This is a genomic window from Bacteroides ovatus (assembly GCF_001314995.1).
In the GTDB taxonomy this organism is placed as follows: Bacteria; Bacteroidota; Bacteroidia; order Bacteroidales; family Bacteroidaceae; genus Bacteroides; species Bacteroides ovatus.
Genome location: NZ_CP012938.1, coordinates 4,241,976 through 4,257,049, shown reverse-complemented (window position 1 = coordinate 4,257,049; position 15,074 = coordinate 4,241,976). Strand labels below are relative to the sequence as shown.

Genomic DNA, 15,074 nt, shown 5'->3' with positions numbered 1-15,074 from the left:
AATCTTATCTATTGTCTTATTTGTTACGGTTAATATCTCCCCAATAGTCTGCACGAGTATCACCCAGCAAATGCTTGGCAAAGAAACGGTACATCTTCTTCTCAAAATACTTATCAGCAGAACCATATCCATGGCCGGCACCCGGAATCACCAGCATATCAAAATCCTTGCCGGCTTCAATCAATGCCTGCGCCATGCGATAAGTATGAGCAGGGTTCACGTTCTTGTCCATATCACCGGTGACGAGCATTAAATGTCCTTTCAAATTCTTGGCAATCTCCGTATTCGGCTTCACATTGAACTTGTATCCATACTCTTTTGTCTCATTACCCAAACTATCTTTTACTACTTTTTCCACTTCCTTCACACCGTTATAGCATTCTCCCCACCCACGATTATAGATATTGTTATCATGATTTCCGGAACAGGAGACAGCAGCTTTATAAAAGTCCGGATAAGTACAGATGGCTGCAGCAGCCATAAATCCTCCACCGGAATGACCGTAGATACCGACTTTTTTACCATTAATAAATGAATACCTCCGAGCTAACTGCTCAATAGCATATTTGTCATCAGCTAATGGATAATCACGCATATTACCATAACCAAACCGATGGTATGCCTTTCCACGCATAGGAGTATCTCCTCTGTGAGACACAGCAATTACGATAAAACCTAACTGCGCCAAACGGGTACAACATCTGTCTTCTAAGGTAAATGAAGTAGGAACTTGACCAAAGTAAGGCCCCGGATATACCACAGAAATAATCGGATATACCTTAGTAGAATCAAAGTCTGCCGGTTTCCACATTACTCCATGTAAATCGGTTATATTATCAGCAGCCTTCACAACAAAACGTTCCGGTTTTTTCCATCCGGCTTTGTAGGCTAATTCAATATCCGGCTTTGCCAATTCAAGAATCCCTTGTCCCTTGTTATCTTTCAACATGATTTTAGGTTCCATATCCACTCTTGAATAAGTGTCAATATAGTATCTATTAGACTTCAGGAATTTAACCTGATGCTGACCGTCTTCCGTACTTAATGGAGTTACTCCTTCCCTATCAATATGCACTTTATAGAGCATGTAATAAGATGGGTCAATATCTTTTTCCCTGCCATATCCATATAGATATACTGTTCGCCCCAAAGTATCAATAGAAGCTATCTGACCTGCCACCCACTCACCGGAAGTCATCACATTCTTCAACTTTCCATTACCATCATAATGATAGTAATGCCCCCATCCCGTACGCTCCGAACGAAAAAGAATATCTTTACCATCATTCAAAATAGCGACACTACGAGCATGCGGATCACGATACGGTTTGTCAACTTCATGAATTATTTCTTTCACCTCCATTGTAGAGAGGTTGACAGAACACAAATCCACTTCGTCCCATGTACGTTTCGTACGTTCAAAAAAGAGGTATTTACTATCCTTTGTCACACACAAAGGATTTATGTATTGATCCGGCCACTTACTTATGTCTGTTTTTTTTACGGTACGCCCAATCACGTCAACTATAACCAGTTCATTTTGGGTTACATTCTTATCACCAGGGAATTCATAACGATAAGTAGTCAGGGAAGGCCTGTCATCCAACGAATTTATCACCCAAAAATCTCTAAGCAGACGTTCATCTTCGCGTACTAAATAAAGATGCCTTGAATCGGGGCACCAACAGATATCAGACATGACTTCTCCTTCTTCGTCCGTTCCTCCATCATGCGCATAAGAATAATACCGAACTCCATCAGTGGTCAACTGCACTTCCGTCGTATCCATTCCCATCTCCCCATTACCTTTCACATACAGATTGTGTTTCTTCACATACACAAGATATTTTCTGTCTGGCGAATATTTCATCCATGAGTAACGATCAAATAATGACCGACTCTTTTCTTTCTTTTTCTCTACAATCTGGTGTGTCAGGCGATTATATTCATAGTTCCTACCTTTATAAGAAAAAGAAAAAGAAGCCAGGTTTTCAGAAAATTTGATATCACTCAACTCCAGTTTATTCCTGTCCACTACACCCCTAGTAATCTGTGCAATTCCCGATGCCAGTTTCCCTTTATCAAACAATGGTTCTTTTAACCGACGTTCAGGATCTACAAAATAGTAATCCTTCCCGACAGTCGTATGAAATTCAAACCAAAACTTATCTGTTCCATTAATTTCATTCGGCCAGAGATTTAGACTATTAGCAGTAAAATTACCCCCTAAACCGAAAGCCTGAAATTCATTTGCCAATTCATAGTTGGCCTGCTGTTGGGAAAAAGCATGCAGAATGCCTGACCAAGCAAATAAAACTATAAATAATATTCTTTTTCTCATATTCAAATAAACAAAGGAGAATCACATAAAGTATTCAAGACTCAATGCGATTCCCCGCATAATCTATATAGATCAAGTTATTTTAAAGGTCATACTGAACAATCTGGTTAGCATTTCCTATTTTATATAGTACATCCACTATTTTTCCAAAATTATTATCTCCCTCCTTCTCACTTTCCTCATTCGGGTATAATTGTTTTATTTTTACATCATTAACCAATTCTGATTCTTGCTTGTCCTTCTCTTCCACCCCATATATAAAGAAACTTCCGTCTTCCAAGGCAACCCCTAACTGACCGTTGTAAACTCCATATTTTGGATACAAATATATATCATTAGATGAAAGAGCAATCACCTTCTTGTCAAATGTATGAATCAATTTTGGAGCAGATGCCATACCTTTCACATATTGGCAATACCACAATTCATTCCCCATTGCAATAACAACATACTGCTTTTGTTCAAATACAGCCATATCTGTATACTCTTTATTTTTCAATGACGTCAAGTCATTTTCATAATAATCATATATATCCCATTTTTTATTCTTCATTCTGAAATAGCGCAATTGATAAGACATATCGTTACCCTTCATCAAGGCAACCCATGCTTGCATCATGTCGCCATTCACATTAACTGACGCAGTTTTCATTGTTACAATACTTTCATCACGCATATTCTGAAAGTTCTTAGCATCCTCTCCTTCAAATTCAACTATTTCTCCGGTATCCTTCACCGTATTATCATAAAATGTCGGATCATTGGAACTATTCTTCACCCCACCTCCATTTCGAATAATTACCAATGAGTTATCCTCTTCACGGAGAGCCAGAACCGCATCCATATTTCTGTCCTTAAACTTCTGTACAGGATATAAAGCACTGAATCTAGTATAATTCCACAGTGGAATAGACATATAGGCTCCAGCATGAAAATCATTTGCAACCGGCTTCGTGTGCATATAAATATATCCATTTTCATCACGAATAAATTTTGCAGAGTAAGACATGGCAGCTTCTACAGGTTTGAAGCCCCCCACCGGCAAATCCCCATAGAACTCATCCTCTGTATATACTTCACGCTCCAAAGTATTACCGTTCAGCTCCACCCAACGATCTTGCATCACTACCAGTTCATCATATACAGTCTCTACCTGTCCGAAAGTACTAGGATAACCCAAATGTTCAAAAACACCTTTGGGGTTGGTTCCTAAATCTTTGACTAAATACTTTTCGACAGAATGATATGCGATAGAATCACGTACCACTTTCTCACCCCAGATATTCACAGTTTCTGACACACCATACAAGGTCTTAATCTTGATAAATGAAAGTGTTGACTTTCCATCTACGTCAGACAAAACCACCCATCCTCTCTGATAAGGAGAACGAACCAAAATGTCTGTTGAAGCAGAGTACTTAACCCCTGTTTTATTGTCGATGACGGAAAATGTGAGTTCAAACAATCCGATCTTATGAGAATTGAAAGTATACGAAGGTGCTTTTACATTCAACAATTCTCCGTCTAGTCTCCATTCGTAACTCACATCCGGATCTGTTTTATCAATTGTAAACTCAAACGTAGGTGTTATAACTAAGTCTTCATCTATCCCAACACTATAGTTTTTTTCAATATTACTAATAGTGCCTTTCAGTTCATTAATCGGTGTATAATCATAATTGTTTTTATCATCCAGGCAACTGCAAATGCTACTCAATAAAAGTAGTAATAAAATATAAACTGTTATCTTTTTCATACTTCTTCCGTTTTTTAATTATCCGGCAACAGGAATTTCCATTTTACCATACTCATCACTCATGGGTTCATCCGGATGTTGAGTATTATAATCTTTAATTCTATTTTTCAGACGCAGTGCATATTTACGCAATATAAACATATCTTTTCCGTCAAATACCACCCCGTCTTTTTTCAATTCTTCCAAAAACATTAAATATTTCTTTTCCGAATACCTCCCCAAATACCATTCTTCAACAATGTTGTAGGGATTATTCACATCACCGTCGTTTCTAGTCCACCACTCAGGTGCAAACAACAAATTAGATACGGAAATAATAGCACGTGAATAGACACTCGGACCTTGACGAACCTCACCACCGTCATTCACTTGCAACGTCAGCAGTTCAGCTTTCGTATCCAATTTTTCGTAATACTTCAGAACCACCAATATTTCTCCGGTTAGTTCTCCTGCTTTAATTACGCACTTCTCTGGCAATTCATATTGGGTAGCAGGCAAAGTCGTTCGTTCCGGATCTACACTGACCGTAAACTCCAAATCCTTATCCTGTACTTTTCCAGAAATGGTAACTCCTAATAATATCTTAGCATTTTCACCTTCATTGTAAAACTTAAAAGATACACCTGTTGTATCTGTTGTCATATTTTTCTCAAATGCAATATATGACACATCATTTGTATGGGTCAGTAATCCTTGCTCCTCACAAGAAGTAAAGAAGGAGACTCCCAACAATACAATGACTATATAAAAACTTATTCTTTTCATATATCTTCAATCTTTCAAAATTTAAATATTGCTTTCCGAATCAGGCAATGGCATCACCAAATTATCTTCAATCGCCGGATATTCTACGGACTGCTTTTCATCCGACCCTTCCAAGTTCCGTTTCAAACGCTTGTATAAAAAGAAAGTCTGTCCTTCGCCAATAAACTCGCGACGGGCGTCATCAACAATCAGATTAATAAAGTCTTGCTTCGTACCCGATTTGCTAAGGTCAGGAGAACTAATACCTCTCCCTTGTTTCACAGTTTTAAGATATGTCTTGGCCAATTCCTTATCTGTATCATAAATAGCCTCTGCAGCTATATAATATACTTCAGACATACGAATCATAGGCACCATTGTACTATTCACTTTACCAAAACCAGAACCTTCATCTTGTTTTTTATACTTCAATGAACGATAAAAAGAAGAAGTATTCGGTCCTAACTGATACTTAAGACGCCAGTCTTTATCGCTTTCGGTACCGAAGAATTTCGTTATCACAGCATCACTCAAAGCCAGATACTTTTCATCATCCGGTTTGGTAGCATTATCACTTGCATGATTAATCTCCAAATCCCAATCAGTCTGATCTGTAGAATATAATGCAAATATAATGTCTTCATACATCTTTATATTCCCATTCTCTATATTCATAGGTCCACTATAACTACTTGTTACTGCCTTATAATAACCTTTATCAGCATTAATATCTATTAGTAACTTCGCTGTTTCATAGGCCTTTTCCGATTGTCCTGCATATAAGTAAACACGAGCCAACTCCGCAGTTACGGCATGATAATTAAGATGGAATCCTCTGTACCACACAAAACGTTCTTCTCCGGAAGGAGACTTAGTAAAACGATTACCCGAAGTAAACTCTGATGACTTATCCACATCCTTCAAAATCTTTTGCGCTTCTACTAAATCAGCGATGATGCGTTCCAAACAGTAACCGACTGTTTGTCGATCGGATAAATAAGATGGATATTTGTCCACATAAGGAATAAAAAGCCTATCTCCCGGATTCATAGCCAAAGACGGCGCATATATACGTAACAAATCAAAATGCATATACGCCCGTAAGGCAATAGCTTCTCCTAAAATCATATTTTTCTCCTGCGTACGTTTGTAGAACAGCATTGTATCTTCCTCTGCCACCTGCTGTGCAAGGTTATTACAATTGGCTATGATATTCCACGCTGCGCTCCACATAGCATCTGTTGTAGGAGTAAGTTCAGAGTTCTTATACAAAAACTTCGATAATTTCTTCATAGCTTTACCACCACCGCTGTCGGGGGCTTTGTCCAAGTCATATACCTGTCCCCAGCCATCTATCAACCCCCAGCTCAGATTACTACCGTACAAATCGAAAGTCGCCAACTTCCGGTATATACCGTTCAGAGCTGTACGATAACCATTTCCTGTCTCAAACAAATATTCTTCCTTTATCTCATCCGCAGGTCTCACGTCCAGCCAGTCACTACAAGAACTGAACGAGATAGCTGCTAGACATGACACAAATATTATTGTATATATCTTTTTCATTTTTTCTTCTTTTTTTAGAACTGTGCTTTTAATGAGAATTCCACTTTCCAAGATCTCGGATAGCTCAATCCGCGTTCCTGTTTAATAGAGGACCAGTTTATCAAGTCACTCGTAGAAGCTTCCAGACGAAGCAGATTCATGCGGAGATGTTTTTTTATCCAGTCACGGTTAAAATCATAGCTGACATTCAATGAATTCAATCGAACCAATGCTTTATCCTGCACGAAACGTGATGTTGGCAAAGTAGTCATCCCCCGGTCTTTAATATCTTTAAACTGAGCTATGTCACCCGGTTTTTTCCATCTGTCCGTCAATACGCGTAAATCGACATTCTTGTTCACTAAGTCCGCATTTTCCACATTGTTGACCAATGTTTGATTGTATTCCTGTCCACCCCACTCATAAAGAAATGAAGCAAACAGAGTCCAATTCTTATACGACAGGTTCAACCCGAAAGCACCACTACATTTAGGTTCTGTATTTCCAACTACAACCTCCTGCGCAGCATTCCACTTATCAGCTATAGAGCCATCACGGTTCAAAAAGATCTCTTTACCCGTAGTAGGATCAATGCCCAATGAACGTACAGCCCAAATTGAAGTCAGAGAAGCTCCTTCCTCATACTGTGGCAGTGGTACCGAATATTCCGCACCATGAGACAGCCCTAATGTTTCTTGATAAAGTGCTTCATTTTTATAATAAGCGGCCACTCTCTCATTATATGCTTTCTGAGAGTCGGAAATCTTCAGAATCTCATTCTTATTGTGCGCCATATTTCCCCATAACGCCACATTCCAGTTTCTGTCACGATAAATATCCGCACGAAGTTTTAATTCTACGCCTTTGTTGGCAACTTGTCCCATATTATCTTTGTAAGTAGAGAAACCGGAAGTTTGGGAAAGAGTGACATCATTCACCAAGTCAATTGTCTTATTATAGTAATACTCGAAATCAACAGTCAGGCGATCATGGAACGTTTTTGTTTCGATACCAACACTCAGCTTATCCGTCTTTTCCCAAGTCAAATCTTTATTACCTAAAGCTTTCAATACAGCCCCATAACCTGTTATATACCATTCATCAAATAAAGTTTCATACATCGTCGTTGCAGCATAAGCCGGGAAATTAACTTTACCGGTACGCCCATAAGAAGCACGTAATTTTAACTTATTGATATATCCGTTACTTTTGAAGAAATCATAGTTATGAATATTAACACCCAAACCTCCAGAGAAGAAAGGAGCCCACTTCTGATTCGCCCCAAACTCTGACGAACCGTCGAAACGTACAGAAGCGTCTACCAAATAAATATCATTCCACGTATAATTGGCAGAAGCTAATACGCTAACCCTTCGTGTGGTATTCTCAGTACGAGTAGGTTTCTTATATACTTCCGCCGCATAATTCAGAGAGTGAAACTCACCCGACGGAAATCCACGATAATGAGCATTGGTACTCTCAGTGGTACCTGAAGCTGCTTCCCAACCTGCTGAAACATTCAAATTGTGCTGCTTGTTAAAGCTACGTGTATAGTATAAAAAAGCATTGGAATTCCAATCCAAACTTTCTCCATTCGTCGTATACAAATCACCGGCAAGATTATTATCTTTTGAACCTGTAACACTAGTCTTACTTGAAAGCGGATCAATAAACTTTTCTGATTTGGAATATTTCTTCGTTACACTGAACTGCCCTTTAACCGTCCAGTAATCATTCAGGTACCAGTTAAAGCTCAAATTATCAATAACCTCATCATAAGAGTTCCAATTATAATTACCCAAAGTTGCTTCATATAGCGGATTATTATTGTCACGTCCGCTAATTTTCGAATATGTGAGTTTCTCCCGGAGTGTTCCATCATCTTTATAAGGAGAGTCATAAGGCTGTAGTCCGCTAAAATCACTAAACGAACCATACGGAGATTCTTTCGATTTCGTATGCCCGAAAGATACATAGTTTCTTACTTGCAAATTCTTGATGCGATAATCCAAAGAGAAGCCTGCACTATAGCGATTACGTTCTGTACCCTTCATCACACCATCTGCTATATTAAATGAACCGTCCACACCATAACGCAAATTAGGTGTTCCTCCCTCTAAGTAAATACTGTGCTTATGATTGAAAGAATTTTGAAGTGGAATAGACATCCAATCCGTATCTACTCCTTTTTGAATTAAAGCGTATTTCTTATAATAGTTGTTCATCCCTACCGCAGTCGATGGAATGTTAGCTTGTCCTTTATCAAATAATCCTGCGAGACGCTCTATTTCCAGCTTCTCCGATGCATTTGCCAAATTATAATCCCGTAAATCGGGCATTTCCAACGTTCCTGTAAAGTTATAAGAGACACGAACCTCTCCTGCTTTCGGAGCAACAGTAGTAATTACCACCACTCCATTAGCAGCACGTGAACCATACATAGCAGTAGCAGCAGCATCTTTCAAAACCGTCAAACTCTCAATACGGGTAGGATCCAAGTCATATACCTTCTCAATGCTTACTTCAAAACCGTCCATGATAAAAGTTGGTAAATTAGGATTATTCTCCAAATTTGATTTTGAAAGCTGATCTTTATCCAGTTCTTTAACGCCAAAACCGGAACGTCCACGAATATACATTTCTGGTAAAGCATTCGGGTCAGAACCAAATTGTACGTTATCTACCAAACGGAAAGAGGGATCGAATGACTGGATCGCCCCAATTATATTTGTCTGTGACACCTTACGCAAGTCATCACCCGAAATCTGAGTCGAACTACCCGTAAAACTGGATTTACGTACATTGCTATATCCGGTCACAACCACATCTTCCAATGTTTTGACATCATCCACCAATGTAATTTCAACCGTTTTCCGACGAGTAGCATCCACTTGGACAGTTTGCTTCTTCATACCTATAAAAGAAACTTCCAACACCACCTTATCACTTTTTACGTCCAAAGTAAATTCACCTTCAATATTGGTAGAAGTACCTGTACGAGTACCTTTAACAATAATACTAGCTCCGGGAATCGGCTCTCCATGTGAGTCTGTCACCATACCACGGACACGGTTTTCACGCTTTTGTTTTCGAATGACAACAATACCGTCTTTCATCACATAGTCAAACCCTTGAGGATTCAACACTAATTTAAGAGTTGTATCCCATCTCTCGTTCTTCACATCAAGTGATACCGAAGGAACACCCTTGAACATTTGTGAATTATATAACATATTCACACCTGTCTGTTTTTTCACTGCATCCAGGACAGTCTCTATAGAGACATTGTGCAGTTTCAAAGTCACCGTCTTGTCTTGTGACGGTAATGCCCATGCACTAAACGTACAGCACATTGCCACTAGAAAACATAGCAGCCATCGTTTTTCTCTCATAAATTAATAATTAAACTTTTGTGTACCTAATATTCTAACTATTCTAATATTCTATCTTTTCCATTCCTGTTCTTCCACTTTGTCATATATCAATATATTCCTGCCACTGATTTTATAAGTAAGGTCTCCTGTCAGTTCCAGTGCATCCAGGAATGAATTTATTGTTCCGTAGCGTTTCAAGTTACCACTATAGGTAATGTCGCGCAGGTTAGGGGTTTCGTAATAAACCTGTATGTCGTACCAGCGTTCGAATGTCTTCATTATATCGCCCAAGGGACGGTCATTAAAGATGTACATACCATCTACCCAACCAACATATTCTTCCAAATCCACCTTGCGTTTCGTTGAACTATTGGCAAATACAACAGCTTGTTCACCCGGTGAGAGAGTAACCGTTTCCGCATTTAATGTAGAGAATTTCACTTTTCCATGTACTAGGGTTGTATAACAAACAGGGGTATCGGCATAAGCATTCACGTTGAATTCAGTACCAAGTACAGTTATTTCCCCGAGATGAGTTTGTACCACAAATGGATGATTCTCATCTCCTGCTACATCAAAATAAGCTTCACCCTCCAAACGCACAATTCGACGTTTACCGGCAAAACGTACCGGATAGGTCAATTTAGAACCGGCATTCAAATGTACTGTCGTTCCATCTGCAAGGATTACAGTATTTTCACCTCCACGCGGTATTACCAGTTCATTTGATTTGCCAGATTGTTCTTCAATGTTTTTCTCCTCATGTTGTGTCGTGACGGTAGGCTGATAAGACAGCACTCCTTTCTTATATTTTACTTGAACGCCATCTACTACTACGCTTACTTCTTTTCTATGCACATCAATCACGCTGCCATCGGACAAAGTCAATTGTGCCTGCTGCGTTCCCGGCTGAATCAAAGTTTTCCCTTCTTTTTCCGATGAGATATAATTCGACATATAGAAAGAAAGAGCAACGGCTAAAGTAACGACAGCCGCAGCAGCGTACCACCCCACCCGACGAGAACGACTCTTCCGGCCTTTCGATTCCATCTGCCCGATACTCTGAAGAAAAGACTGATAAGCTTTCTTTGACGAATATTTTTGATATTCTCCAAAGGCGACTTTCAAAGTCTCCCCGCTCTGTAACTGCTCGTATACATTTCGTAAGTCCGGACATTCTGCCAACCGTTTCTCAAGATCTTTTTGTTCCACTTCATCAGCCTCCCCCAAAAGAACCTTTCTCATTAAAGCAGCGTCTTGATATACATTTTCGAACTTCTTCATCTTATTGCGTTTTTTTAATTAAACAATTGTTTAATTCATCTTTATTATAGATATACACAACTCATAAAAACGGGTGACAAAAAGATGACATTTTTTTGAGATAAAAGAATAATGAATCAGAATTTAGAGGTAGAAATATATCATAATGTCATTATATAGAAGAAAAAGATTTGATTTTAACAAATAGAATAAATTTTAATCAATCAATAAAAAGACAAAGAAGTATCAGAATGTTTTTTTATTTTTAGAAAAATAAAAAAAGAATTATGGAATGAATGGAATCCCCCAACCTTTCACGGAGGAATTTATAGCTGCGAGTCTTTTGGGTTTTGACAGTATTGATACTTATCTCCAGACGTTCCGCTATCTCTTCCCATGTATGTCCCTCAATTCTCATTAAAATAATCCGACGTTGTTCGGCAGGAAGTTCTTCGATATAGCAATAGAGTTGCCGGATAATTTCTTCTTTTACTGTCAGTGCATAAATCGTATCTTCGTCCACCATACTTTCTTCTTCCGCCAAAGAACTTAAAATAGTATCATGAATTTGATTATTACGTATATATAATAAGGCATTATTATAGCAGGCACGATAAAGATAATTGGTAAGTTCTTTAATATCAGAAAAGGTACGCTTCCCCTCCCATACAGAAATAAAAACTTCCTGTACCAAATCTTCCACCGCATCGGGGACTGGCAATATCTTGGAAACATAAACACATAAAGCAGTATAAAAACGATCGTAGAAATCGCCCCACATCTTTTTATCCTTCCGGTTTACTCCCGCTACTATGATGTCAATTTTATCGTTCATACTGTCACTTTTCCTGCGAAAAAAGAGAACAAAATTTATAAAAATCACCGTAACTACTTACTTTTGCGATATTTATGAATGCAAATATATTGTTTTTTTCAGAAACGCAGACCTTGCCGACTTACAAAATAAAAAATAAAATGCAACAGGGCACAAAAGGCGCAAGCTTTAAAGAGGAATATAAAAATAAGAAATACTTCGATTAGTAATAACATTATTTGCAATAAAATCATTACCAATCAAAATATGTTCGGGACTTGATTGTTTACTACTTTCTGATTGCTATGATATATGCTGTCATTCACAGTCGTCACAGAGGCGTAACCATCTTATTCACAGATATCTTATGTGAACAGGTAGTATCATTCTCACTCTTCACAGCCCTTCACTTTCTTCACCAAATACACATTGCCCAATCTCGTATGCTGTCGACTGATACCCGTTGCAGTCAGAATCTGCGCCAATTGGATAGGAGTACAATTACGAAGTACAGCCGGAAACCTCTTTTTCAATTCTTGATGAATGATAGCGGCGGAGAGTGACAGACAATCCGGTTCATCCAACATGGCAGGCGCGTATATGTTGCACACAATGTCTTCTATGGGGTTGACATGATAGTATGCGCTATTATGACGTTGCAAAGCATGTTCTTCCTCCTTGTTGAACCAGTGACGGGCACCTGCAAGCAATTCCTCTTTCAGTTGGGCGTAGATTTGTGAATGTTCAATTCCGGTACAGTCAATATCATGCTCCGCTTCAATGCAGATGAATCTGCGGCTGCCTGTCGGATCGCACAGTAAGTCAGTCCGGTTACTTGTTCCGATGAAAGAGGCGATACGAGGCAGCGACCGGAAATTTTTCTGATAGGCTTTGCAGATGTTGAGGCTGGACATTTGCATCAGATTTTTAAGTAACGGCATCTTTTGTGCTCCGAATTTATCAAATTCATCCATGTTTAGTAACCCCATCTCGGCTAGGAGACGTTCGGGATTGCCTTGTGCGGTTAGTTTCAGATTATCCGAATAATAACGGGCTAGTTGTGGCGGCATCAGCATACGGCAGAAAGTGGATTTATGGCGTCCCTGTTCTTCGCTGATAAGTATCGGGGCTACGCTGTTTGCTTGTGTTTGATTCACTCCCAGCCATTGGGCGGCAAGTCCGAGCATCCAGGTGTGAAAGCTTTTTATCCATATAGGAGTGTCGGATACTCGCTTCGCCAAGGGCTTCAACCGATCCGTTCCGTCCCAGGCAGGTAGTTCGTTCATATAAAGCCGGAAAGGGTGGTAGCTTTCCACTAGGGTAGAGTAAATGTATCTTTGAAGGTCCTTGTCCCAGCAGTTGATTCCTTCTTTGTGGGCTTCCAGGCAGAAAGTATTCAGTTCTCGCTTGTCTATGCGGCAGAAAGGAATTTCTCGTTGCCCGGAGGGGCGAAATTCGGTTTCTTCGGTGAGTAAGTTGTAGCGGAAGTCATATCGTACTTTCAAAAAGTCAATCACTTGTCGTGTTAGAAGGACGGGGTGTTTATGTACTTCTTGTTTATATGCTTCCTGTTCATCTATTTCTTGCATTTTCGGTACGTTCTTTGAAGTGTTCGGTGAAACGATGACGTTTGACGATTCTTTCATCAATGCTTGTATTCTTTTTGCCAAACGTTTCGAGTTATATTCTAATGTCTTCATATTTTTCTTGTTTTTTAAATGAATAAATGTTGTTTTTTCGACCGGTTGATGCCGCTAAGGTATAACATGAAATATGGGGTTTGCAAGTATTTAACTAAGAAAATATTTATTTTCTTCTGAAACGAAAAACAAGCTTTTCTATGCTGATATATCGTTACTTTGTCGTATCTTTAGTGCTCAGGGAAAACGCATTATAAATCATGTAAAATAAGTTCCCATAAGAATTCATTATCCCACCCTGCTATTAATCTTTTTCTATTGATTGGTATCTCTCTTTTGTTGTTTCTTAATGTAGCCAATGCAATTTTCGCCAGTACGGAGAAGTTTAATGCTGATATATTTCTTCTTCTGGTATTATCTTCATGGAAATTGACATCTAGCTGCCAATGTAGATTATTCTCAATTTCCCAGTGTTCTCTACTATTTTTAAGTATCTTCTGCGCATCAGGTTCCAAGGAAGATATAAAACATCTTTTTTCCACTGTAGTGCCTTTGTTTGTATTTCTGGTATTCTCTATATATCCGAAAGACTGTATATTTTTCCACTTCTTTCTAATATCTGCTCCCAGAAAACCAGGATCGTTGCAGCAATAGCAGATTCTCGACTCATTCCTGCCATGTCCTTCTTCATGCGTCTCATATTTGTCAAATCGTACTGTTGTACCTTTTGATACAATACTTTCTGTTACTGACAGTACTATTTCCTTTAATTTCGGTTGATTATCTTTCACTATAAAAATGTAGTCACCTTCTCCCTTTATGACTTTCTCTGCAATTGTACGCTGGCATCCTAAAGCGTCAATTGTAATAATACAATCTTTTATACACAACATATCTAATAATTCAGGAATGACAACTATCTCATTTTCCTTTTCTTGTGTACATAACTGTCCAAGGGAGATTCCCAGTTCTGTTGCAAATGCACTGATGACATGCAATTTGTACTTTCCCGTATTCGAATCAGGAAGCACTCCTTGTTTACGATGACGCTTGTCCTGTTCGGATTCATAGGCTCCTCGTATGGTTTTACCATCAATGGCTATATGCCCCGAATAACATTTGAGAATGCTTTGGACCCATTGCCTATAAGATTCTTCAAATTTTAAAGGATCTAATGCCGAGAAAAAGCGATTAAATGTATCATGGGAAGGGATACCATTAAAATTGGAAAGCTTGGCTGCAAAAAAAGATTCTTTACTTTTACCAAAGTCTTCTATTGAATTCCAAGTATCAGCGCCACATATAACAGCAGAAATTGCAATAAGAACAATGGTACTGGCCTGATGTTTTTTACAACGGTCTATCCGGTTATCTATCAATATTAATGAATCAGCAAATTCATGTAGGTTGCTGATCTCAATCTTTCTTTTAGTTTCTTGCTTCATTTTAATTGTGATTTATAATCACGTAAATGTACTCAAATAATATTGTAAATGAAAGATAAATATCTTATTAATAAGATGAAAAGACAATATTGGTGTAAGATAAATGTATAAAAGATTAAGGAAAGAGTATAATGCGTTTTCCCTGCTTTAGT

Annotated in this window: 9 protein-coding genes; all 9 read right to left on the bottom strand. The window is 38.6% G+C overall.

Annotated elements, in window-relative coordinates:
* Nucleotides 1-16 precede the first annotated feature (16 nt).
* The 9 genes from Bovatus_RS16410 to Bovatus_RS16370 all read right to left on the bottom strand — a co-directional run bounded on the left by Bovatus_RS16410 (nt 17) and on the right by Bovatus_RS16370 (nt 14,922).
* The gene (locus tag Bovatus_RS16410; RefSeq protein ID WP_004298030.1) at nt 17-2,341 is read right to left on the bottom strand and encodes a S9 family peptidase; all 2,325 of its coding nucleotides are present in this window, start codon (nt 2,339-2,341) and stop codon (nt 17-19) included.
* 82 nt (nt 2,342-2,423) lie between these two features.
* Nucleotides 2,424-4,097: a PKD-like family lipoprotein gene (locus Bovatus_RS16405; protein WP_004298029.1), complete on the bottom strand. Its 1,674-nt coding sequence runs from the start codon at nt 4,095-4,097 to the stop codon at nt 2,424-2,426.
* A gap of 18 nt (nt 4,098-4,115) precedes the next feature.
* Nucleotides 4,116-4,862, bottom strand: a complete 747-nt coding sequence (locus tag Bovatus_RS16400; protein ID WP_004298027.1) for a DUF4843 domain-containing protein — start codon at nt 4,860-4,862, stop codon at nt 4,116-4,118.
* 21 nt (nt 4,863-4,883) lie between these two features.
* Entirely contained in the window at nt 4,884-6,407 is a 1,524-nt protein-coding gene (locus tag Bovatus_RS16395; RefSeq protein WP_004302963.1) for a RagB/SusD family nutrient uptake outer membrane protein, read from the bottom strand.
* Nucleotides 6,408-6,421: 14 nt separating this feature from the next.
* Nucleotides 6,422-9,778 (bottom strand): SusC/RagA family TonB-linked outer membrane protein, encoded by a 3,357-nt coding sequence (locus tag Bovatus_RS16390; protein ID WP_004298023.1) that lies wholly within the window; start codon nt 9,776-9,778, stop codon nt 6,422-6,424.
* 51 nt (nt 9,779-9,829) lie between these two features.
* Nucleotides 9,830-11,044, bottom strand: coding sequence for a FecR family protein (locus tag Bovatus_RS16385; protein WP_004298022.1), 1,215 nt, complete (start codon nt 11,042-11,044; stop codon nt 9,830-9,832).
* Nucleotides 11,045-11,288: 244 nt separating this feature from the next.
* Nucleotides 11,289-11,858, bottom strand: coding sequence for an RNA polymerase sigma-70 factor (locus Bovatus_RS16380; RefSeq protein ID WP_004298021.1), 570 nt, complete (start codon nt 11,856-11,858; stop codon nt 11,289-11,291).
* A gap of 368 nt (nt 11,859-12,226) precedes the next feature.
* Nucleotides 12,227-13,537: a VapE domain-containing protein gene (locus tag Bovatus_RS16375; RefSeq protein ID WP_004298019.1), complete on the bottom strand. Its 1,311-nt coding sequence runs from the start codon at nt 13,535-13,537 to the stop codon at nt 12,227-12,229.
* A gap of 191 nt (nt 13,538-13,728) precedes the next feature.
* Entirely contained in the window at nt 13,729-14,922 is a 1,194-nt protein-coding gene (locus Bovatus_RS16370; RefSeq protein ID WP_004296414.1) for an ISAs1-like element ISBaov2 family transposase, read from the bottom strand.
* Between the last annotated feature and the right edge of the window lie 152 nt (nt 14,923-15,074).